Below are 21,003 nucleotides of genomic sequence, written 5' to 3' on the forward strand. Positions count from 1 at the left end.
GCCATGGACTTCGCGTTCGACGCCCGTACCGAGGAGCTCCGGGCGAGACTCCTCGCCTTCATGGACGAGCACGTCTACCCGGCCGAGGCCGTCGCCCACGAGCAGCGCGCCCGGCTCGCCTCGCCCTGGGACACCCCGGCGGTGGTGGAGGACCTGAAGGCGGAGGCCAAGCGCCAGGGGCTGTGGAACCTCTTCCTTCCCGACGAGGAGTACGGGGCCGGGCTCACCAACCTCCAGTACGCGCCGCTCGCCGAGATCACCGGCCGCAGCCCCGAGCTCGCCCCCACCGCCCTCAACTGCGCGGCCCCGGACACCGGGAACATGGAGGTGCTCGCCCAGTTCGGTGACGAGCGGCAGAAGAAGCAGTGGCTGGAGCCGCTGCTCGCGGGCGAGATCCGCTCGGCCTTCGCGATGACCGAGCCCGAGGTGGCCTCCTCCGACGCCACCAACATCGAGACCAGCATCCGGCGAGCCTCCGACGGTTCCGACGCGTATGTGATCGACGGGCGCAAGTGGTACATCTCCGGGGCGATGAACCCGAACTGCCGGATCTTCATCGTCATGGGCAAGACGGACCCCGACGGCACCGACCCGCGCCGCCAGCAGTCGATGATCCTCGTCCCGCGCGACACCCCCGGCGTCGAGGTGCGGCGGGCGATGCGGGTGTACGGCTACGAGGACCACTCCCACGGCGGCCACGCCGAGGTGGTCTTCGACGGCGTCCGCGTGCCCGCGTCGAACCTGATCGGCGAGGAGGGCGGCGGCTTCGCCATCGCCCAGGCCCGCCTCGGGCCGGGCCGCATCCACCACTGCATGCGGCTGATCGGCATGGCCGAGCGGGCCGTGGAGCTGATGTGCCGGCGCGCGGTGTCCCGTACCGCCTTCGGCAAGACGCTCGCCCAGCAGGGCGTCGTCCAGAACTGGATCGCGGACGCCCGGGTGACCATCGAACAGCTGCGGCTGCTCGTCCTGAAGACGGCCTGGCTGATGGACACCGTCGGGAACAGGGGCGCCCACACCGAGATCCAGGCGATCAAGATCGCCACCCCGAGGGCGGTGGTCGACATCCTCGACAAGGCGGTCCAGGTGCACGGCGCGGGCGGCGTCTCGCAGGACTTCCCGCTCGCCGAGCTGTGGGCCTCCGCCCGCACCCTGAAGCTCGCGGACGGGCCCGACGAGGTGCACCAGCGCTCGCTGGCCCGCCGGGAGCTGAAGAAGTACCTGTAGGGAAGAGCGGCAGGGCCCGGGGCGCGTGGCACCCCGGGCCCTGCCGTCCGCCCGCAGGCCGCTCTACGGGCGCAGGGCCCGCAGCAGCAGGTCGGCCAGGTGGTCGGCGACCTGCTGCGGGGTGAGCGGGCCGTCGGGGCGGTACCAGGTCGACAGGTGGTGGACCGAGCCGAAGTGGTAGTCGACCACCAGGTCGGCGGGGGTCGAGGCGGAGAACACGCCGGACCGCTGGCCCTCCTCGATCAGCGCGCGGAACCGCTCGTGGTAGCGCCGCCGCTCGGCCCGTACCTGCTTGTTCTTCTCCGGGCTCAGGTGGTGCATCGAGCGGAAGAAGATCGCCGCGTCGTCCAGGTTCTCGATGGTGGTGACGACCACGTCGGCGGCGGCGTCCCGCAGCCGCTCCTCCACCGGCGCGTCGGCGTCGGCGAAGCCGTCGAGCCGCTCCTGCTGGAGCCTGAGCACCCGGGAGTAGACCTCCTGGAGGAGGTCCTCCTTGGAGCCGAAGTAGTGGTAGAGGGCACCCTTGGTGACGCCCGCCGCCTCGACGATCTCCTGGACGGAGGTCCGGTCGTAACCCTGCTCGGCGAAGAGCCGGGTGGCGGCGGCGAGGAGCCTCTGGGGGACGGGCGTGCCGTTCCCGTCCGTCGTCCTGGCCATGCTGCGCCGCCTTTCGTTCATCCTGGTGCTCACTTCCGGGACCGCAGGTCCCGCCTGAGGATCTTCCCACTAGTCGTCTTGGGCAGCTCCGGCAGGATCTCGACCTGGCGCGGATACTTGTACGCGGCGAGCCGCCGCTCGCAGTAGGCGGACAGCTCGGCGGGCTCCGCGTGGGCGCCCGGGCGCAGGCTCACGTACGCCTTGACGCTCTCCCCGCGGTAGGCGTCGGGGACGCCGACGACGGCGGCCTCGCGGACGGCCGGGTGGGTGTAGAGGACGTCCTCGACCTCGCGCGGCCAGACCTTGAACCCGGAGGCGTTGATCATGTCCTTCTTGCGGTCGACGACGTAGAGCCAGCCGTCCTCGTCCACGAAGCCGATGTCGCCGGTGCGCAGTTCGCCGTCGGGGAAGGCGGCGGCGGTGGCCTCGGGCTGCCGCCAGTAGCCGGGGACGACCTGGGGGCCCCGGACGGCGATCTCGCCGTGCTCGCCGAAGGGCACCTCGGCGCCGTTCTCGTCGAGGATCCGGACCACGGTGTCGGCGCCGGGCACGCCGACGGACAGGGTGCCGGAGACGGGGTCGACGGGGGCCTCGTGCTGCGGCGGCACGGCGGCGCAGGGGGCGGTGCACTCGGTGAGGCCGTAGCCGTTGCGGAGGTACGGGCCGAAGCGGGCGCGGAACGTCTCGACCAGGGCGGGCGGGACGGGGGCTCCGCCGGAGGAGACGACCAGGAAGGAGGAGAAGTGGTCGGGGGTGGCGGCCGGGTGGGCGGCGAGCGCCATGAAGGCGGTGGAGGGGCCGACGGTGAAGGCGGGGCGGTGTTCCAGGAAGGCGTCGAGGACGACACCGGGTTCGAAACGGTAGGCGAGGGCGAGGGTGCCGCCGTTTGCGAAGCACGCTGCCAACTCGCAGACCAGGCCGGTGATGTGGAACAGCGGGGCGAGGACGAAGTAGACGGCTCCCGGCGGCACGGGATGGCCGGTGCGCTGGCGTTCGGCGTTGTGGACGATGCCCCGGTGGAGGTTGAGGGCGCCCTTGGGGGTGCCGCTGGTGCCGGAGGTGTAGCTGATCAGGGCGATGTCGTCGGTCGTGGGCTCACGGCCTTCGGGCGCCGGGTGGCCGGCGCGGGCGACGGCGAGGAGGTCGTCGACCTCGGTGGGGACGGGGTCGAAGGCGAGGACGCGGGGGTCGTCACGGGTCTGCAGCCCGCGCTCGTCGGCGGTGAGGGCGACGGGGACGCCGGTCTCGGCGGCGGTGGCGCGGACGTGGCCGTCCCAGGCCCGGTCGGAGCAGATCACCGCGCGGGCGCCGGAGTCCCGCAGGGCGTGGCCGACCTCGGCCGCCTTGTACATGGGGTTGAGCGGGACGACGGTGGCGCCCGCCTTCCACGCGCCGAGCAGGGCGAGGACGAAGTGCGGGCTGTTCTGGAGCATGACCGCGACCCGGTCCCCGCGCTCGACGCCCCGGGCGGCGAGGTGTCCGGCGACGGAGTCCGACAGGGCGTCGGTGTCGCGGTACGAGAGACGGTGGTCGAAGTACGCGAGGGCGGGGTGGTCGGGGGTGCGGGCGGCGGCGTCCCGAAAGGCGTGCAGCGCGGTGGGCGGCGGGTCGATCGGGCCCCGCTGTGCCTCGCTGAGCAGGCCGAGCCAGGGCCGGGCGGCGTAGATCGAAGCCGTGGCACCGCCGGCGCCGCCGGTGGCGGCGGTCGGGGCGGTGGCCGCGCCGCTGGGGATGTTGCCACCCGGGGCGGCGGCCGGTAGGACGTGATCGCGGCCGGTGACGGCGGTCGGGGCGGCCGGGGCGGCGGCCGCCTGGCTGGGGTCGTCGCCGCCCGGGGAGGCCGGGGCAGCGGCCGGTCCGACGTGGTCGCCGCCGGTGGCAGCGGTCGGGGTGGCCGTCTGCCTGGCGTCTCCCCCGGCGGTGGCGGCCGATCCGCCGGTCGTGCCGCCCGAAGTGGCCGGGGCGGCGGCCGGGCCGCCGGTCGCACCGCCCGGGGTGGCCGGGGCGGCGGCCGGGCCGCCCTGGGCGCCGCCCGTCTCCCTCGCCTCTCCCCCCGTCACGCGCCCGCTCCTTCCCACTTCCGCTGGATGTGGTTCATGTTGCCGAGCCACCGCTCGGGGTCGGTCGCGCGGGCCCGGTAGTAGCCGGCGACCTCGGGGTGGGGCAGGACGAGGAAGCGGTCGGTGTCGATGGCGTCGAAGAGGGCGTCGGCGACGTCCTCGGGCTCGATGGCGGTGGGGGCGAGCACGAGCTCGCCGGCCGAACCGGCGGCGGTCAGCATGTCCGTGCGCACGCCCTGCGGGCAGATGGCGTGGACCTTCAGCCCGCGGTGGCGGTAGGTGAGCGAGAGCCATTCGGCGAAGGCGTACGCGCCGTGCTTGGAGACGCTGTACGGGGCGGCGCCGACCATCGTGAGCAGGCCGGCGGCGGAGACGGTGGAGACGAAGCGCCCGGTGCCGCGCTCCAGCCAGTCGGGCAGCAGGGCGCGGGCCGCCCGTACATGGGCCATCACGTTGACGTCCCAGGCGGCGGCCCAGACCTCCTCGTCGGCGAAGGCGTCGCCGGGCGAGGCCAGTCCGGCGTTGGCGCACCAGACGTCCACGGCGCCGCCGAGGGCGTCCCGGGCCTCCTCGACGACGGCGGAGGCGTCACCGGGGACGGGGATGCCGCCGATCTCGTCGGCGACGGCCTTGGTGCGGCCGGGGTCGAGGTCGTTGACGACGACCCGCGCCCCTTCCGCGGCGAACCGGCGGGCGAGCGCGGCACCGATGCCGCCTCCCGCGCCCGTGACGACCACTCCAGCGCCCTGCACCGTACTCATCGGCCCACCTCTCCGTCGCGGTTGTGCGGGCAGACTAACCGGTCGGTATGCGGACGGGGAAGAGTCCGGCGGTACGCCTCGTTCCGTGCGGGCCCGCCGGGCGCTAGCGTGCGTGGCCATGTCAGGGAAGGCGATCAGGGAGGTTTCCGCATGAGCCTGTCCAGACGAGGCCTGCTGGCCGCGGGCGGTGCGCTCGCGGCCGGGACGGCCACGACGGCCGCGACCGCCGGTGCGGCACCGGCCGCCGCCGACGCCCCGGCCGGCCGTGGCCGCCGGGTGCGCACCGGCTTCGAGCGGCTCGCCGCCGACGGGTACGCGGTGCTCGCCGGGCAGCGGGTCGGCGTGGTCACCAACCCGACCGGCGTCACCGCCGAGTCCCGGCACATCGTCGACGTCATGCACGCCGACGAGCGGGTCGACCTGATCGCCGTCTTCGGCCCCGAGCACGGCTTCCGGGGCACCGCCCAGGCGGGCGGCTCCGAAGGCCGTCACGACGACCCGGCCACCGGACTCCCCGTCTACGACACGTACCTGAAGAGCGGCCAGGCCCTCGCGGATGTCTTCACGGCCTCGGGCGTGGACACGGTGGTCTTCGACATCCAGGACGTGGGCGCCCGTTTCTACACGTACATCTGGACGCTCTACGACTGCATGGTGGCGGCCGCGCTCGCGGGCAAGCGCTTCGTCGTCCTCGACCGGCCGAACCCGGTGACCGGGCGGGCCGCGCTCGGCCCGGTCCTGGACCGGGCGTACGCGACCTTCGTCGGCCGGGAGCCGATCGCGCAGGCGCACGGGATGACGGTGGCGGAGCTGGCCCGGCTGTTCAACGGGGAGTTCCTGGCGACGCCCGTGCCGCTGGAGACGGTGGCGGTGTCCGGCTGGCGGCGCGCCGACTTCTTCGACGCGACCGGGCTGCCGTGGGTGCCGCCGAGTCCGAACATGCCGACGCCCGACACCGCGCTGGTCTACTCCGGCACCTGTCTCTTCGAGGGCACCAACCTCTCCGAGGGACGCGGCACCACCCGCCCGTTCGAGCTGCTCGGCGCGGAGGGGATCGACGGCCGGTGGGCGCGGGCGGCGAACGCGCTCGACCTGCCGGGCGTCCGGTTCCGCGAGGCGTACTTCGCGCCGACCTTCTCCAAGTTCCAGGGCAGGACGGTCGGCGGGGTGCAGCTGATGGTGCACGACCGCGCGGCCTTCGATCCGGTACGGACCGGAATCGCGCTCCTCGTCACCGCGCGGCGCACCTGGAGCGGCTTCGCGTGGCGGGCCGACCGCTGGATCGACAAGCTGACCGGTTCGAGCCGGGTGCGCACGCTGATCGACGCGGGCGCGTCGGCGGACGAGGTCGTCGGCGCCTGGGAGGAGGACCTGGCGGCGTTCCGCTCGGTGCGGAAGGAATACCTGATGTACCACTGAGAGCCGCCGAGGGGGGATTTCCCCCGTGCCGGTCGGGGGCGGGCGGGATGTCCCCGACCGCCCTCCGGCGCGGAGGCTGGGGTCATGAACACTTTCTTACGGCGTCGTCGCCGCCCTCTCGCCGCCCTGATCGCCGCCCTGTGCGTGGGCCTGCTCGCGCCCGCCGCCGTCGCGGCGGAGCGCCCGGCCGCCGATCCCGCCCGCGATCCGGCCCGTGAACTCGCCGTGACCGCCCGCCCGTTGACGGACGCCCGCGCGCTCGGGCGGATCGTCGGTTCGGCGAAGGTCGTCGGTCTCGGCGAGGCCACGCACAGTTCGGCCGAGTTCTTCGAGACCAAGCACCGCCTCTTCGAACGGCTCGTGGAGGAGCAGGGGTTCACCACCTTCGCCCTGGAGGCGAACTGGAGCACCGGCCTGCTGATCGACGACTACGTGCGCTTCGGCAAGGGCGACATCGGCGCGATCATGCGGGACGAGTTCCAGAACGCGTACGGCTTCTGGAACACCGAGGAGTACCTGGACCTGTTCACCTGGATGCGGCGGCACAATCTGCGCCATCCCGATCACCCGGTGCGGTTCATGGGCAACGACCTCGGCTACGCGGGCCCCGGCCTCTTCGACGAGGTCACCGGCTATGTGGCCCGAGCCCACCCCGACCTGCTCCCCCGTGTGCGGGACCTCTACCGGTCCTCGCGGCCGGCGGACGGTGTCGCGGTCGACGCCTGGATGAACGCCTATCTGGCCAGGCCGCTCGCCGAACGGCGGGCCATGGCCGCGGACGTGAACCGCGCCCTCGCCCTCCTGGAGCGGCGGAAACCGGCCGGGAAGGACCGCGCGGCGCGCGAGGCGCACGCGTGGGCGGTGCAGCACGCGCGGGCGATCGCCCAGGTCGGCACGGAGTACGCCCACGACCTGGACACGCCGGACGGTGTGGCCGCGGCGATGCTGTACCGCGACCGGGTCATGGCGGAGAACACCGTGTGGTGGCAGCGCAGGACGGGCGACCGGATGCTGCTGTCGGCGCACAACGGGCACATCGGCTACGAGACGACGATGCCGGCCCAGTACCCGCGGCTCCAGGGCGCCTTCCTCCGTGACGCGCTGGGCCGGGACTACGTGAGCGTCGGCGCCCTCTTCGGGCGGGGCTCGTTCAACGCGCACGACACCGGGGCGCCCGGCGAACCGGTGCGGGTCTTCACGGTCGGGCCGCTGGGGCCGGACAGCAACGACCACGTGCTCGACCGGGTCGCACGGCGCCCGTTCCTGCTGGACCTGCGCACGGCGACGCCGGCCGCGCGCGCGTGGCTGTCCGTGGCCCGGCCGACCCGGGCGATCGGCACCGCCTACCCGTGGCCGGGTGACGTGGCGCCGCTGCGGCTCGCGACCGCGTACGACGCGCTCGTGTACTTCCCCGAGGTCTCGGCGGCGCGCCTGCGCCACTGACGACTGGCCGTCCCTCCGCGTGGGCAGAATCCCGGGGCCGCCCGTGCGGCGGCGCACCTCGACGCGGAGGGACGGGCCATGACGGTGACGAGTGTCGATCCGTACCGCGAGATCGTCTTCGACAAGGACGGCGACGGCCCGCGCGGGCAGGCGGGCGCGCTCGCGGACCTCGCCCGGCGCGGCTGCACGGACCTGGTGCTCTTCTCGCACGGCTGGAACAACTCGCCGTCGGTCGCCTCCGGTCTCTTCTCCCGCTTCTTCGCGCCCTTCCCGCGCGTGGCCGCGCCGGGCGCGCGGCTCGGTTACGCGGGGCTCGTCTGGCCCTCGATGATGTTCTCCGACGAGCCGGTCCCCGACTACGCGGCGCTCGCCGCGACCGTGCCCGGCCGGGCGGCGGTGGTCGCCCGGCTCGCGGAGCTGATCGGGGAGGAGCCGGCCGAGGAGGCCGCGTTCACGGAGTTCGCGGCGCTGCTGCGGGACCTGGCGGACATCGGGCCGCAGGCGCCGGCCGAGGGCCCGGCCCCGGGGCCCGCGGAGGGCCGCGCCGAGGGGCCGGCCGCCGTGGCGGCGCCCGCCTTCCTGCTGGGGGATCCGCTGACGGTGTACGGGATGTTCGCCGACGCGGCATGGGAGGCCGCGGGCGTGCCGCCGGGCGCGCGGGAGGCGGAGCCGCTGCTCGGCGGGGACCGGGTGAAGCGCCTGTGGAAGGGCGCGAAGGAGGCGCTGCGGCAGGCCACGTACTACACGATGAAGCGCCGGGCCGGGGTGGTCGGCGAACGCGGCCTCGGCCCGTTGCTCGGCGAACTCGCCCGTACGGCTCCGGCGTTGCGCGTCCATCTCGTCGGGCACAGCTTCGGCGCCCGGCTCGTCGCCCACGCGCTGCGCGGGCTGCCCGCGGGCGCCCGCACGGTGAAGTCGGTGACGCTGCTCCAGGGCGCCTTCTCCCATTACGCCTTCGCCGCCCGCCTGCCCCATGAGCCGGGTCGCGGCGGCGCCCTGCGGGACCTCCAGAGGCGGGTCGACGGGCCGCTGGTGGCCTGCCACTCGCACCGCGACACGGCGCTGCGGGTCTTCTACCCGCTGGCGTCCCGGCTCGCCCGCGACGACGAGTCGCTGCTCGGCCGGGACGACCCGCGCTGGTGGGCGATCGGCTACGACGGTGTTCAGGCCGTACCGGGCACGGCCGCCCTGACGCTGGGCGCGGCACTGCGGGACGGGCTGCCCGCGACCGGGTGCGTGAGCGTGGACACGGCGCCGGTGGTGTCCGAGCACAGCGACATCTGCCACGAGGAACTGGCCCGGCTCGTGGCGCGGGCGGGCCGCTTCGGCTGAGACGGGGCCCGTCCGCCCGGCCGCCGAAGGGTCCGGTTCCGGCCATCCGGCGGCCGTGGTGGTGCGGTCGATGGAACAGGATCGCTCTCTCGTTCGTCCCTCTCATATCGCCGGAGTGCTAGCGACGGAGGTGGCAGACGATGGCCGGGTTCCGGAGTCTCGCGAGACAGGTACGCGACCCAGGGAGCGACACGGCGCTGCGGAGGTACTCGCTGCGCAAGTGCCTGGAGCGGTTCGCTCCTTACGGTCACCGGGCGACCTGGGACCACTTGTGCCGCAGGCACGGGTTCGGTCCCGAGGACCGGGAGGCCGATCCGCGGCGGCTGGTGGCCGCCCTGGACGAGCTGGAGGCGGCGCGGGCGGTGTGGCTCGCGTACGAGAAGGAGTTCGCCGAGCGGCGGCGGCGCGAGAAACACGGCGGGCTGCGCCGGCCGGGCGGCCTGGACGAATGGCACCGCAGGATCTGGGGAGGCAACGGGGTGGCCCGCTGCGACGACCCCGAGCACCACCCGAGCGCGCCGCTGCCCGAGGTGGTGGGCCGGCTGGTGGACGCGCTGCGGCGCGGGCCGGGCGAGCACTGCCCGGTGTGCGCGGGCCCGCGGATCGAGTGGCGCGCGGGCCGCAGGGACGATCCGTGGTTCGGTCCGGTGTGCGGGGACTGCGGGGTGCTGATACCGCGCGCGGTGCTGACGCCCCGTGCGCTGGCCAGGACCCGCGGCGAGAGATCGCCCCGGCTGGCGTCGGTGGCGTGATGCTCCAGGTCTGTCTCAACGGGGGCCGCCGGCCCGGGGGCACGGCGGCGGTGCCGATGACTCCGGTCGCGATGGCCGAGGCAGCGGCGGCGGCGGTCGCCGCCGGCGCGGTGGACGTGCACGTCCACCCCAAGACGCCCTGCGGGAGCGACACGCTCTCGCCGCGGGTGCTCGCCGACACGCTGACCGCGCTGCGCGCGGCCGTGGACGTGCCGGTCGGTGTGACGACGGGCGCCTGGGCGGAGCCCGATCCGGTCCGCCGCCTCGCCCGGGTGCGGTCCTGGACGGTGCTGCCGGACCGGGCGTCGGTCAACTGGCACGAGCCGGGCGCGGAGGCCCTCGCCTCGGCCCTGCTCGACCGGGGCGTCGCGGTCGAGGCGGTGCTGCGCACGGACACCGACGGCCCGGCCCGCTTCCTGCGCTCCTCGCCGGCCCCGCGGGTGCTGCGGGTCGTCGCGGAGGCCGGCTCGGAGTCCGCGGCCCTCCGCCTCCTCCGGGCCCTCGCCCGCTCCCCGCACGCCCGCCCGGTGCTGCTGCACGGCCGCGACGCCGCCGCCTGGCCGCTGCTGCGTCTCGCCCGCCGTCAGGGCCTCGCCGCCCGCATCGGCCTGGAGGACACGCTCCTCCTCCCGGACGGCACCCCGGCCCGGTCCAACGCCCAGCTGGTCTCGGCCGCGCTCGCACAGTCGCCGTCGGCGGCGGTCTCGGCGTAGGGAGCGACGCTACCAGCCAACAAACCGCTGGCCCACGGGATTTCGGCCCGGCACAGTGTGCGGCGATGAGAACGCGAACGAAACCGCGACCGCACCTCACCGAGCGACCGGAGTTCTGACATGTCGACGCTGCGCGTCACCGCCGAGACCCTGACCGTCCACGACCACCCGAACGCCGACGCGCTGGAGCTCGCGCAGGTCGGCCTCTATCGCGCGGTGGTCGCCAAGGGGATCTACCGGACCGGTGACGTGGCGCTCTACATCCCGGAGCAGGCGGTGCTGCCGCCCGCGCTGGTCGAGGAGCTGGGGCTCACCGGGCGGCTGGCCGGGAAGGCGTCGGACCGGGTGAAGGCGGTGCGGCTGCGGGGGGAGCTGTCGCAGGGGCTCGTGTGCCGGCCGAAGGCGCTCGACGGGGTGGATCTGAAGCAGGCCGCCGAAGACGGCACCGACTTCGCCCGGTTGCTCGGGATCACCAAGTGGGCGCCGCCGGTCCCGCCGACGATGAGCGGGGAGGTGGAGGCCGCGCCGGATCTGCTGCCGTGGGTGGACGTGGAGAACCTGCACCGCTTCCCGGACGTCTTCGAGCCGGGCGAGCCGGTCGTCCTGACCGAGAAGCTGCACGGGACGGCCTGTCTGGTCACCTACCTGGCCGACACGGGCCGGGTCCTCGTCTCCTCCAAGGGCTTCGGCGCCAGGAACCTGGCCCTCAAGGAGGACCCGCGCAACCTGTACTGGCGCGCGGTCCTCGGGCACGGCCTGCCCGCCGTCGCGGCCCGGCTCGCCGGGCGGCTGGGCGCGACCCGGGTCGGCCTGTTCGGTGAGGTGTACGGGGCGGGGGTGCAGGACCTGGCGTACGGGGCGAACGCCCGCGCCGAGGACGGCCTCGGCTACGCGCTGTTCGACCTGTCCGCCGAGATCGACGGCCAGGTCCGCTGGCTGGACCCGGCCGAGGTCCTTAAGCCGGGCGAGCTGCCGCTCGTGCCGCGCCTTCACACCGGCCCGTTCGACCTGGACACGGTCCTCGCGCTGGCGAGCGGTCGCGAGACGGTCTCGGGCCGTGAGCTGCATCTGCGCGAGGGGGTCGTGATCCGCCCGGTGACCGAGCGCCACAGCCCGGTCCTCGGTGGCCGCGCCATCGCGAAGGCGGTCAGCCCGGCGTATCTGACCCGCAAGGGCGGCACCGAGTACGAGTGACGTGCTCGCCGTGATCCGAGCAGGGGCCCGCCCACGGGGGTGGCGGGCCCCTGCTCCTTCTTCCGTCAGCTGCCTTTGCGCTCCGGCATCAGGCGCGAGCCGGTGAGGCGTTCGCCGAACACGTCGTCGGGGTTGGACAGCACGCAGTTCTCCAGGGACAGGCAGCCGCAGCCGATGCAGTCCGTCAGATGGTCGCGCAGCCGGCCGAGCTGCTTGATCCGCTCGTCGAGCTCGGTGCGCCAGGCGGCCGAGAGGCGCGCCCAGTCCTCGTTGGTGGGGGTGCGCTCCTCGGGGAGTTCGGCGAGGGCGTCGCGGATCGTGGCGAGGGGGATGCCGACCCGCTGGGCGGCGCGGATGAAGGCGACCCGGCGCAGGGTGTCGCGGCTGTAGCGGCGCTGGTTGCCGCTGGTGCGGCGGCTGCTGATCAGGCCCTTGGTCTCGTAGAAGTGCAGGGCCGAGACGGCCGCCCCGCTGCGCGCGGACAGCTGGCCGACGGTGAGCTCGTGGATCTTCTCGGGAATCTGCGGCACTCGCCCGAGCCTACGTCAGGACCGTTCCGGTCCGTTGACAGGAGGCTCCTCTCCCCACATGCTGAGCAAGCGCTTAGAAACTTCAGACGAGAGGGAGCGGGAACATGGCCGAGCCGAGGATCTTCACCTCCGCCGAGGAGCTCCGCGCGGGGGTCGGCGAGCAGCTGGGGTACAGCGACTGGCTGGAGATCGAGCAGAAGCGGATCGACCAGTTCGCCGAGGCCACCGGCGACCACCAGTGGATCCACGTCGACCCGGAGCGCGCGGCGGCCGGCCCGTTCGGGACGACGATCGCGCACGGCTACCTGACGCTGTCGCTGCTGCCGGTCCTGGTCCCGCAGATCATGCGCGTCGAGGGCATGAAGATGGGCATCAACTACGGCACCAACAAGGTCCGTTTCCCCTCGCCCGTGCCGGTCGGCTCGCGGCTGCGCGCCACGGCGGTGCTGACCGAGGTCACGGAGGCCGGCGGCGGGGTGCAGGTGACGGCGACGGTGACCGTGGAGCGCGAGGGCGGCGACAAGCCGGTCTGCGTCGCCGAGTCGGTCTCCCGCTACTTCTTCTGAGCGCCGACCATCCTGAGCACGAGGTCGGCGTAGAGGGCGCCGACCTCGTCGGGCGTGCGGCGGCCCTGGGTGTTGAACCACCGCGAGACGTCGATGCAGAGGGAGAGCACCGCGACCGTGGTGCCCGCGACGTCGGGGACGTCGAACTCCCCGGCCGCCACGCCCTCGTTGATGATCCGCCGCACGGTGGCGTCCGACTCGCGGCGCAGCGCCACGATCTCGGTGCGGTGCTCGGGGCCGAGGGCGTCGAGCTCGTACTGCACGACCCGGGCGGTGGTGTGCCGCTCGGCGTGCCAGCGGACGAAGGACCGTACGGCCTCGCCCAGCCGCTCGGCGGCCGTGCCCTCGCCGTCGGCGGCGGCCCGCAGGATCTCCAGGGCCCTGTCGTGCCCGATCCGGCTGATCCGGTGGAGCAGCTCTTCCTTGGTCTTGTAGTGGATGTAGAGCGCGGCCGGGCTCATGCCGGCCCGGCCCGCGATGTCCCGGGTGGTGGTGGCGTGGTAGCCGCGCTCGGCGAACGCCTCGACGGCCGCGACCAGCAGGCGCCGGGCGGCCTCGGGCGTGACCTCGCCCCACGGCATGTCCTCGCCGCCGGGCGTCTCCTCCGCCGCGCTCATCGCACACTCCTTCTCGGGCCGCCGTCAGGACGAACACCATACAACGAAGGTGAGCAAGCGCTTAGGGTCTGCGGTCCGGCGTCCCGGGCCCGCGCCGCTTTCGGCGTCAGAGCTTCTGGAAGGGGTCGTGCTCCGCGAGCAGCTTCTCCAGGCGGGCCTGGTCGACCCGGCTGACGATCTGCCCCGCCTCCTGCCGGTCGCGGACGACCTTGGCGAGGGTGAAGGCGGAGGTGGTGAGGTAGAGCACGGAGATGGCGAGGAAGGCGCGCACCCACGCGCTCGCGTCCAGCTGGAAGACGCCGATGCCGACGGCGAGGAGCGCGATGCCGAAGGAGATGACGGCCTGCGCGTAGTAGGCGGCGGTGTTCTGCTGCTTGACCGGTGTGTCACTCATGCCGGACAGCATCCGGCGGATGTGGCCCGCACCACATCCGCCCGCGTACTCACCCCCGTACGGGGGCCGGTACTCAGAAGGCCGAGACCCCGGTCAGGGCCCGTCCGATGATGAGCTTCTGGATCTGGCTGGTGCCCTCGTAGAGGGTCATCACGCGGGCGTCCCGCAGCAGCTTGCCGACCGGGTACTCGTCGATGTAGCCGTAGCCGCCGAAGACCTGCAGGGCGTTGTTCGCCGCGCGGACGGCGGCCTCGGAGGCGTACAGCTTGGCCTTGGACGCGGCCGTGGCGAACTCCTGGCCGCGGTCGATGAGATCGGCGACCCGCCAGGTGAGCAGCCGGGCGGCGTCGACGTCGACGGCGATGTCGCTGATGAGCTCCTGGACCAGCTGGTACGAGGCGATGGGCTTGCCGAACTGCTCGCGCTCGCCCGCGTAGCGCACGGCCGCGTCGAGCGCGGCCTGGGCGATGCCGACGCAGCCGGCGGCGACCGACATCCGGCCCTTGGCGAGGGCGGACATGGCGACGGAGAAGCCCTTGCCCTCGGGACCGATCATGGCCTCGGCGGGGACGCGGACGTCCTCCAGGACCAGTTCGGCGGTGGCCTGGCCGCGCAGGCCGAGTTTGCCGTGGATGGTGCGGCGGGTGAGGCCGGGGGCGTCGGCGGGGACGAGGAAGGCGGAGACGCCCCGGTGGCCGGGCGCGTCGCCGGTGCGGGCGAACAGCAGCACGACATCGGCCCAGGTGCCGTTGGTGATGAACATCTTACTGCCGTTGATCACGTACGCGTCGCCGTCGCGGACCGCGCGGGTGGCGAGGTTCCCGGCGTCGGAGCCGGTGCCCGGCTCGGTGAGGCCGAAGCAGCCGACGGCGTCGCCGGAGGCGAGCCGGGGCAGCCAGGTCCGCTTCTGCTCCTCGTCCCCCCAGGCGGCGACGGTCTTGGCGACCAGGCCGAGGGAGACGGAGACGATGCCGCGGACCGAGGAGTCGCCGCGGCCCAGCTCCTCCGTGACGAGGCAGTAGGAGAGGTGGTCGCCGCCGGAACCGCCGTACTCCTCGGGGATCGTCAGGCCGAGGAAGCCGACGGAGCCGAGCTTCTTCACGATCGCCTTGTCGACGTTCTCGGCCCGGTCCCACGCGACGGCGTACGGGGTGACCTCGCGGGCCACGAAGTCCTCCGCGAGCCGCCGTACGGCTTCCTGCTCCTCGCTCAGCCCCAGATCCACCGCGCCACCTCACCGGTTTAATTACCACTGCTAGTTTTTGGGTGCACGCCTACTATGTGCGCCATGGCCCGACCGCGCAAGCCCCTCCTCAGCCGAGAACGCATCGTCGAGACGGCGGGAGCGCTCGTGGACGCCGAGGGCCTCGCCGCCCTCTCGACCCGGCGGCTCGCCGCCGAGCTCGGGGTCAGCGGGCCGTCCCTCTACAACCACTTCCGCACCAAGGACGAGATCCTCGACGCGGTCGCGGACGCGGTCAGCGCGAAGGTCGACCTGTCGATGTTCGCCCCGGACGACCCCCGGGACTGGCGCACGGCCCTGCACGACTGGGCGGTCTCCTACCGCGCCGCCCTCGCCGACCACCCGCACATCGTCCCCGTCCTCGCCCAGGGCCCGGGCCGCCGCCCGGCCGGTCTGAAGGTCGCCGACGCGGTCTTCGGCGCGATGGTCCGGGCGGGCTGGCCGCCCGCGCAGGCCACCTCCATCGGCGCGCTCATGCGGTACTTCGTCACGGGCTCGGCACTCGGCTCCTTCGCCCGCGGCTTCGTCGACGACGAGACCGCCTACGACCCCGCGGACTATCCGCACCTCGGGCAGGCGCACCTGCTCGCGGAGCGGCGCGAGAAGGTCGACCGGGTGGCGTTCGAGACGGGACTGCGGGCGCTGCTCGACGGGTTGACGATGCAGTACGAGGCGGGGGCACGGGGGAACGGACGGGAACGGGACGCGGAGGGCGGGGCGTAGGGAGGGGGCCGGCGGCCGACACCCCACTCCGGCGACGGGCCCCCGACTCCCGGCGGCCGAAGGTTCGGCAGGAGCCGAACCGTGACTGCGGCATCCTGGGCGCATGGCCGCCAAAGACCTCGCCGCACTCGCCGCGCTCTTCGCCGACGAGACCCGTGCCGCCTTCCTGCTCGCCCTGCTCGACGGGCGGGCCTGGACCGCCGGGGAGCTGGCCCGGCACGCGCGGGTCGCGCCGTCCACCACCAGCGAGCATCTGGGCAAGCTCGTGGCGGGCGGGGTCCTCGCCGAGGAACGGCAGGGCAGGCACCGTTACGTACGGCTCGCCGACCACCGGATCGCGCACCTCGTCGAGGACCTCGCCGCACTCGCCGCGCCGGCCGTGCCCGAGGCGCCGCGCGGGCTGCGGGAGGCGAGCGCGGGCCAGGCGATGGCGCGCGGGCGGACCTGCTACGACCATCTCGCCGGGCGGCTCGGGATCGCCCTCACGGACGCGATGACCGTGCGGGGACTGCTGCGCCAGGACACCGGGTTCGCGCTCACCGACGACGGGCTCGCCTGGTTCGAGGACCTCGGCATGCCCCTCGCGCCGAAGGGGCGGCGGCCCGTCGCGCGCGGCTGCCTGGACTGGACCGAGCGCCGGCCGCACCTCGCCGGACTCGCGGGCGCGGCCCTGTGCCGGCACGCGCTGGACGCCGGCTGGTGCGTACGGATCGGCTCGGAGCGCGCGGTGAAGGTGACCCCGGACGGGGAACGGGCGCTACACGCGGCGCTCGGCATCGAGCCGGCGGCGCTGCGGTGACGAGCGGGGCGCCGGGGGCAAGGGGCAGGGGGCAGGGGGCAGGGGCCCGGGCGCGAGGCGACGGTCACCGGGGCGCCGAAGGCTCGGGAGCTCCAGGGGGCCGGGGGCACCGGGATCGCGGGGAGCTCCGGGGGCCGGGGGCCCCAGGACTCCCGGACTCCGGGACTCCGGGACTCCGGGACTCCGGGACCGCAGGGCTCCAGGACTCCAGGACTCCAGGGCTCCAGGGCTCCAGGGCTCCGGGCGATATTGCGGTGAACGCCGAACGGTCCGCGCCCTACGGTCGTCCCATGCCGAACCGAACCTCCCGTCTCGCGCTCGCCGCCGCCGGTGTGACCGTCGTCCTGTGGGCCTCCGCCTTCGTCTCCATCCGCAGCGCGGGGACCGCCTACTCCCCCGGCGCCCTCGCCCTCGGGCGGCTCCTCGCCGGGTCGCTGGTCCTCGGGGCCGTCCTCCTGATACGGCGTGAGGGGCTGCCGCCGCGCGCCGCCTGGCCGGGCATCGTGACCTCCGGGCTGCTGTGGTTCGGGGTGTACATGGTGGTGCTCAACTGGGGCGAGCAGGAGGTCGACGCGGGCACGGCCGCGATGGTCGTCAACATCGGCCCGATCCTGATCGCCCTGCTCGGCGCCCGGTTCCTGAGGGAGGCCCTGCCGCCCCGGCTGCTGGCCGGCATGGCCGTGTCCTTCGCGGGCGCGGTGGCCGTCGGCCTGTCGATGTCGGGCGGCTCCGGGCCGGGGCACGCCTCGGTGCTCGGCGTGGTGCTGTGTCTGCTCGCGGCGGTCGCGTACGCCGGTGGTGTCGTCGCCCAGAAGCCCGCGCTGGCCCACGGCAGCGCCCTGCAGGTGACCACCTTCGGCTGCCTGGTCGGCACGGTGGGCTGCCTGCCGTTCGCCGGACGGCTCGTCGAGGAGGCGGCGCGGGCCCCGCTGCCGGCGACCCTGAACATGGTCTACCTCGGGGTCTTCCCGACCGCTCTCGCCTTCACCACCTGGGCCTACGCCCTGGCCCGTACGACGGCGGGCCGGATGGGCGCGACGACGTACGCCGTGCCGGCGCTCGTGGTGCTGATGGCGTGGGTGGTCCTGGGCGAGCTGCCGGGGCTGCTGACGCTGGCGGGCGGCGCGCTGTGCCTGGCGGGTGTGGCGGTGTCCCGGTCCCGGCCGAAGACCCCGGTGGTGTCGTCGGCCGGGACGGTGGACGACACGGCCTGACAGGCCGGGCGCGTGCCGGTCGCGGACCGGGTGACGTCCGGCCGTCGGCCGGCCCGTGGGCTCGTCGTGTCTAGAACACGACCAGCGCGCGCCCGCCCTTGCCCGCGAGCATGTTGTCGAACGCGCCCGGAATGCCGTCCAAGGTGATGCGTTCGGTGACCAGGCCGTTCAGGTCGAGGCGGCCGGCGCGGACGTGCTCGGCGAGGACCGGCAGGTCACGGGCCGGGTCGGAGTTGCCGTAGACGCAGCCGGACAGGGTGCGGCCCCAGTGGAATATCTCCAGGGCGTTGAAGGCGACCTGCTGGTCCTTGCCTCCGATGCCGACGACCGTTGTGCGGCCGCCGCGCCGGGTGGCGTCCCAGGCGGTACGGATGGTGGCGGCCCGGCCGACGCACTCGACGGACACGTCGACGCCGTGACCGCCCGTCAGCCCGCGGATCTCCCTGGCGGTGGTCTCGGAGGCGACGACGTACTCGGTGGCACCGGCGGCCCGGGCCAGCGCCTCCTTCTCGGGCGAGACGTCGACGGCGACGATCGCCCCAGCGCCGGCGATCCGGGCGGCCTGGAGGGTGGCCAGGCCCACGCCGCCGACGCCGAAGACGGCGACGGACTCCCCGGCCCTGACCCGGGCGGAGTGGTGGACGGCGCCCCAGCCGGTGAGGACGGCGCAGCCGAGCAGGGCGGCCTCGGTGAGCGGTATCCCGTCGGGCACGGGCAGCACGCAGTTGCCGGCGACGACGGTCTCCTCGGCGAAGGCGGCCACGTTGAGGCCGGGGTGCAGCTCGGTGCCGTCCTCGGTGCGGGCGTGCACGTGCGCGGCGCCGGTCAGGGCGTTCGCGCAGAGCCAGACCTCGCCGAGCCCGCAGGGGTGGCAGGACCCGCAGGACGGCGCCCAGTTGAGGACGACGCCGTCACCGGGGGCGACATGGGTGACGCCCTCGCCGACGGAGACGACGGTGCCGGCGCCCTCGTGGCCGAGCACGGCGGGGACCGGCAGCCGCATGGTGCCGTTGGACAGCGACAGGTCGGAGTGGCACACGCCGGCGGCGGCGAGGCGGACCCGGACCTGGCCGGGGCCGGGCTCGGGCAGTTCGATGCCGGTGATCTCCAGGGGAGAACCGACGGCGGGCAGGACGGCGGCGCGGATCACGCGGGGGCTCCTTCGGCGAGTACGGCGCTGACGCTCAGATACGGCGCTGACGCTCAGAACTGCAGGGACTTGGTCTGGAGGTACTCGGCCAGGCCGTGCGCGCCGAGCTCGCGGCCCACCCCGGACTGCTTCCAGCCGCCGAACGGCGCCAGCGGGTTGAAGCGGCCGCCGTTGATGTCGACCTGGCCGGTCTCCATGCGCCGGGCGAAGGCGACGGCCTCCTCCGGCTCGCCCCACACGGCACCGGCGAGCCCGTAGACGGTGCCGTTGGCGATGGCGAGGGCGTCGGCCTCGTCCTCGTAGCGGATGATCGAGACGACCGGGCCGAAGATCTCCTCCTGGGCGATGGTCATCTCGGGGGTGACGTCGGCGAAGACGGTGGGGGCCACGTAGTAGCCGGTCTCGCGCGGGGCCTCGGGGCCGCCGGCGACGAGCCGGGCGCCCTCCGCGAGGCCCTTCTCGATGTAGCCGCGGACCCGGTCGCGCTGGCGGGCGTTGACGAGGGGGCCGACGCGCTCGCCGGGGACGTACTTGGCGACGGCCTCGGCGGCCAGCCGGACCGCCTCGTCGTACTGGTCTAGGTGCACCAGCATCCGGGTCCAGGCGCTGCACGTCTGACCGGAGTTGGACATGACGTTGGCGACGCCGACGGCGACGGCCTTGCCGAGGTCGGCGCTCGGCAGGATCACGTTGGCGGACTTGCCGCCGAGTTCGAGGGCGACCCGCTTGACGGCGCCGCCGGCCAGGGCGCCGATCTTCCGGCCGACGGCGGTGGAGCCGGTGAAGGAGACGAGGTCCACGTCCGGGTGCTCGGCGAGGGCCTGTCCGGCGACCGTGCCGAGGCCGGTGACGAGGTTGAAGACTCCGGCCGGGACGCCGGCCTCGTGGACGGCCTCGGCGAAGAGCTGGGCGGTGAGCGGGGTGTCCTCGGCGGGCTTGAGGACGATCGCGCAGCCGGCGGCGAGGGCCGGGGCGACCTTCGCGACGATCTGGTGGAGCGGGTAGTTCCACGGCGTGATCGCGGCGACCACCCCGACCGGCTCGGAGTAGACGGTGGAGTTGCCGACCTTCTCCTCGAAGGGGTGGGTGGCGGCGAGTTCGGCGTACGAGCCGGCGACGGCTATCGGCAGCCCGGTGTGCACGGCGGCGGCGAGCTGCGGCGGGGCGCCGAGTTCGGTGGTGACCGTGGCGGCGATCTCCTCGGCGCGGGCCGCGAGCGCGTCGCGCAGGGCGGCGAGCCGGGCGGCGCGCTCGGCGGGCGGGGTGGCGGCCCAGCCGGGGAAGGCGGCGCGGGCGGCCCGTACGGCGGCGTCGACGTCCTCGGCGGTGCCGGCCGGGACGTGGCCGACGACCTGCTCGGTGGCCGGGTCGATCACCGCGATCGTCTCCGGGGAGGCGGCGGCGCGCCACTCTCCGCCGATGTACATCGCGTCGTGGGCCTTCATCCGCTGACTCTCCTCGCATGTCGGGGCACGGGCACCCCAAACTAGCGCTGATAGTTTTTCGGCGCCAGGCCCCTTTCCCGGTGCGGACCGATCCTCGCCCTCGACCCCCCGCCCTGTCCACGGCCCCCTCGCACAGGAGCGGTGTCCGTGAACCGGTGGATACGGCCTGGCCGAGGGCTCCGGCCGCCGTCCGGAACCGAAGCCGTGAACGGCCGGCCGCCCGCCTCAGATCTGCCGTTCGACGCCCGTGAGATGGGCGAACACCACGATGTTGGAGGCGTAGCCCTCCTTGGGGTCGAAGCTTCCGCCGCAGGTGAGCAGGCGCAGTTCGGGGCGGTTCGTGGTGCCGTACACCTCCTTGTCGGGAAAGGCCGACTTGGCGTACGTCCGCACCCGGTCGACCGTGAAGACGGCGACGCGGCCGTCGGCGCGGGCGATGCGGACGGTGTTGCCCGGGGAGAGGGAGTTGAGGTTGATGAAGATCGCCGGCCCGGTGCGGGTGTCGCGGTGGCCGACGACGACGGCGGTGCCGCGCTCTCCGGGCGTGACGCCGTTCTTGTACCAGCCGACGATCCGCGGGTTGTCGACCGGCGGGGTCGCGAGCCGCCCGGCGCTGTCGAGGCCGAGCCCGATGACGGGGGCCTCGATGGTGATCGCGGGCACGGCGAGGGTGGTGGGCCGGGACCGGCCCAGGGGTGCGGGCGGGGCCGCGGGCTCTTCGGTGGCCCGGGCCGTGCGGCCCGGGGCGTCGGCGCCGTCGGCCC

21 protein-coding genes are annotated in these 21,003 nt (G+C 74.2%); 11 read left to right on the plus strand and 10 right to left on the minus strand.

The window, feature by feature from the left end:
• The first annotated feature begins 3 nt into the window (after nucleotides 1–3).
• Complete coding sequence (locus ABTZ91_RS15005; protein ID WP_352077548.1) at nucleotides 4–1,227, plus strand: acyl-CoA dehydrogenase family protein; 1,224 nt, start codon at nucleotides 4–6, stop codon at nucleotides 1,225–1,227.
• A gap of 63 nt (nucleotides 1,228–1,290) precedes the next feature.
• Here the strand turns inward: ABTZ91_RS15005 and ABTZ91_RS15010 are convergent, their stop codons facing one another.
• From ABTZ91_RS15010 to ABTZ91_RS15020, 3 genes are all read right to left on the minus strand, one after another.
• On the minus strand, nucleotides 1,291–1,884 hold the full coding sequence (locus ABTZ91_RS15010) for a TetR/AcrR family transcriptional regulator (RefSeq protein ID WP_352077549.1): 594 nt from the start codon (nucleotides 1,882–1,884) through the stop codon (nucleotides 1,291–1,293).
• Nucleotides 1,885–1,913: 29 nt separating this feature from the next.
• Nucleotides 1,914–3,617 carry an AMP-binding protein gene (locus tag ABTZ91_RS15015; RefSeq protein ID WP_407077961.1) on the minus strand — a complete coding sequence of 568 codons (1,704 nt, stop codon included), beginning with the start codon at nucleotides 3,615–3,617 and terminating at the stop codon, nucleotides 1,914–1,916.
• Between the two features lie 323 nt (nucleotides 3,618–3,940).
• The gene (locus tag ABTZ91_RS15020) at nucleotides 3,941–4,705 is read right to left on the minus strand and encodes an SDR family oxidoreductase (protein WP_352077550.1); all 765 of its coding nucleotides are present in this window, start codon (nucleotides 4,703–4,705) and stop codon (nucleotides 3,941–3,943) included.
• Nucleotides 4,706–4,855: 150 nt separating this feature from the next.
• Between ABTZ91_RS15020 and ABTZ91_RS15025 the strand changes: the two genes are divergently transcribed.
• The 6 genes from ABTZ91_RS15025 (at nucleotide 4,856) to ABTZ91_RS15050 (ending at nucleotide 11,558) form a co-directional block, all read left to right on the plus strand.
• Nucleotides 4,856–6,124, plus strand: coding sequence for a DUF1343 domain-containing protein (locus tag ABTZ91_RS15025; RefSeq protein WP_352077551.1), 1,269 nt, complete (start codon nucleotides 4,856–4,858; stop codon nucleotides 6,122–6,124).
• 84 nt (nucleotides 6,125–6,208) lie between these two features.
• Complete coding sequence (locus ABTZ91_RS15030; protein WP_352077552.1) at nucleotides 6,209–7,567, plus strand: erythromycin esterase family protein; 1,359 nt, start codon at nucleotides 6,209–6,211, stop codon at nucleotides 7,565–7,567.
• A 78-nt stretch (nucleotides 7,568–7,645) separates the two neighbouring features.
• Entirely contained in the window at nucleotides 7,646–8,899 is a 1,254-nt protein-coding gene (locus ABTZ91_RS15035) for a serine-threonine protein kinase (RefSeq protein WP_352077553.1), read from the plus strand.
• A 140-nt stretch (nucleotides 8,900–9,039) separates the two neighbouring features.
• On the plus strand, nucleotides 9,040–9,651 hold the full coding sequence (locus ABTZ91_RS15040; RefSeq protein ID WP_352077554.1) for a hypothetical protein: 612 nt from the start codon (nucleotides 9,040–9,042) through the stop codon (nucleotides 9,649–9,651).
• On the plus strand, nucleotides 9,651–10,364 hold the full coding sequence (locus ABTZ91_RS15045; RefSeq protein WP_352077555.1) for a 3-keto-5-aminohexanoate cleavage protein: 714 nt from the start codon (nucleotides 9,651–9,653) through the stop codon (nucleotides 10,362–10,364). Before ABTZ91_RS15040 ends, ABTZ91_RS15045 begins: the two co-directional genes overlap by 1 nt.
• Before the next feature lie 120 nt (nucleotides 10,365–10,484).
• A complete protein-coding gene (locus ABTZ91_RS15050) occupies nucleotides 10,485–11,558 on the plus strand; it encodes an RNA ligase (ATP) (RefSeq protein ID WP_352077556.1) in 1,074 nt (357 codons plus the stop codon).
• A gap of 65 nt (nucleotides 11,559–11,623) precedes the next feature.
• Here ABTZ91_RS15050 and soxR read toward each other — a convergent pair whose 3' ends face one another.
• Nucleotides 11,624–12,088: a redox-sensitive transcriptional activator SoxR gene (gene soxR, locus ABTZ91_RS15055; protein ID WP_352077557.1), complete on the minus strand. Its 465-nt coding sequence runs from the start codon at nucleotides 12,086–12,088 to the stop codon at nucleotides 11,624–11,626.
• Between the two features lie 104 nt (nucleotides 12,089–12,192).
• On the opposite strand from soxR, the gene ABTZ91_RS15060 reads away from it, so the two are divergent.
• A complete protein-coding gene (locus tag ABTZ91_RS15060) occupies nucleotides 12,193–12,654 on the plus strand; it encodes a MaoC family dehydratase (RefSeq protein WP_352077558.1) in 462 nt (153 codons plus the stop codon).
• Here the strand turns inward: ABTZ91_RS15060 and ABTZ91_RS15065 are convergent.
• From ABTZ91_RS15065 to ABTZ91_RS15075, 3 genes are all read right to left on the minus strand, one after another.
• Nucleotides 12,642–13,271 carry a TetR/AcrR family transcriptional regulator gene (locus tag ABTZ91_RS15065; protein WP_352077559.1) on the minus strand — a complete coding sequence of 210 codons (630 nt, stop codon included), beginning with the start codon at nucleotides 13,269–13,271 and terminating at the stop codon, nucleotides 12,642–12,644. The genes ABTZ91_RS15060 and ABTZ91_RS15065 overlap by 13 nt on opposite strands.
• Before the next feature lie 106 nt (nucleotides 13,272–13,377).
• Nucleotides 13,378–13,665 carry a YiaA/YiaB family inner membrane protein gene (locus ABTZ91_RS15070; RefSeq protein WP_345489924.1) on the minus strand — a complete coding sequence of 96 codons (288 nt, stop codon included), beginning with the start codon at nucleotides 13,663–13,665 and terminating at the stop codon, nucleotides 13,378–13,380.
• A 73-nt stretch (nucleotides 13,666–13,738) separates the two neighbouring features.
• A complete protein-coding gene (locus ABTZ91_RS15075; RefSeq protein WP_352077560.1) occupies nucleotides 13,739–14,890 on the minus strand; it encodes an acyl-CoA dehydrogenase family protein in 1,152 nt (383 codons plus the stop codon).
• A gap of 63 nt (nucleotides 14,891–14,953) precedes the next feature.
• On the opposite strand from ABTZ91_RS15075, the gene ABTZ91_RS15080 reads away from it, so the two are divergent.
• The 3 genes from ABTZ91_RS15080 to ABTZ91_RS15090 all read left to right on the plus strand — a co-directional run bounded on the left by ABTZ91_RS15080 (nucleotide 14,954) and on the right by ABTZ91_RS15090 (nucleotide 17,644).
• Nucleotides 14,954–15,631 carry a TetR/AcrR family transcriptional regulator C-terminal domain-containing protein gene (locus ABTZ91_RS15080; RefSeq protein WP_352077561.1) on the plus strand — a complete coding sequence of 226 codons (678 nt, stop codon included), beginning with the start codon at nucleotides 14,954–14,956 and terminating at the stop codon, nucleotides 15,629–15,631.
• Nucleotides 15,632–15,734: 103 nt separating this feature from the next.
• A complete protein-coding gene (locus ABTZ91_RS15085; protein ID WP_352077562.1) occupies nucleotides 15,735–16,430 on the plus strand; it encodes a winged helix-turn-helix domain-containing protein in 696 nt (231 codons plus the stop codon).
• Nucleotides 16,431–16,720: 290 nt separating this feature from the next.
• On the plus strand, nucleotides 16,721–17,644 hold the full coding sequence (locus tag ABTZ91_RS15090) for a DMT family transporter (RefSeq protein ID WP_352077563.1): 924 nt from the start codon (nucleotides 16,721–16,723) through the stop codon (nucleotides 17,642–17,644).
• 70 nt (nucleotides 17,645–17,714) lie between these two features.
• On the opposite strand, the gene ABTZ91_RS15095 is transcribed toward ABTZ91_RS15090, so the two are convergent.
• The 3 genes from ABTZ91_RS15095 to ABTZ91_RS15105 all read right to left on the minus strand — a co-directional run.
• Complete coding sequence (locus ABTZ91_RS15095) at nucleotides 17,715–18,794, minus strand: zinc-binding dehydrogenase (protein ID WP_352077564.1); 1,080 nt, start codon at nucleotides 18,792–18,794, stop codon at nucleotides 17,715–17,717.
• A 53-nt stretch (nucleotides 18,795–18,847) separates the two neighbouring features.
• Nucleotides 18,848–20,239 (minus strand): aldehyde dehydrogenase family protein, encoded by a 1,392-nt coding sequence (locus ABTZ91_RS15100; RefSeq protein WP_352077565.1) that lies wholly within the window; start codon nucleotides 20,237–20,239, stop codon nucleotides 18,848–18,850.
• Between the two features lie 225 nt (nucleotides 20,240–20,464).
• Nucleotides 20,465–21,003, minus strand: a 539-nt coding sequence (locus ABTZ91_RS15105) for a class F sortase (protein ID WP_352077566.1), incomplete at its 5' end; no start/stop codon positions are given.

The sequence above is a fragment of the Streptomyces sp. NPDC126499 genome, assembly GCF_040302485.1.
In the GTDB taxonomy this organism is placed as follows: Bacteria; Actinomycetota; Actinomycetes; order Streptomycetales; family Streptomycetaceae; genus Streptomyces.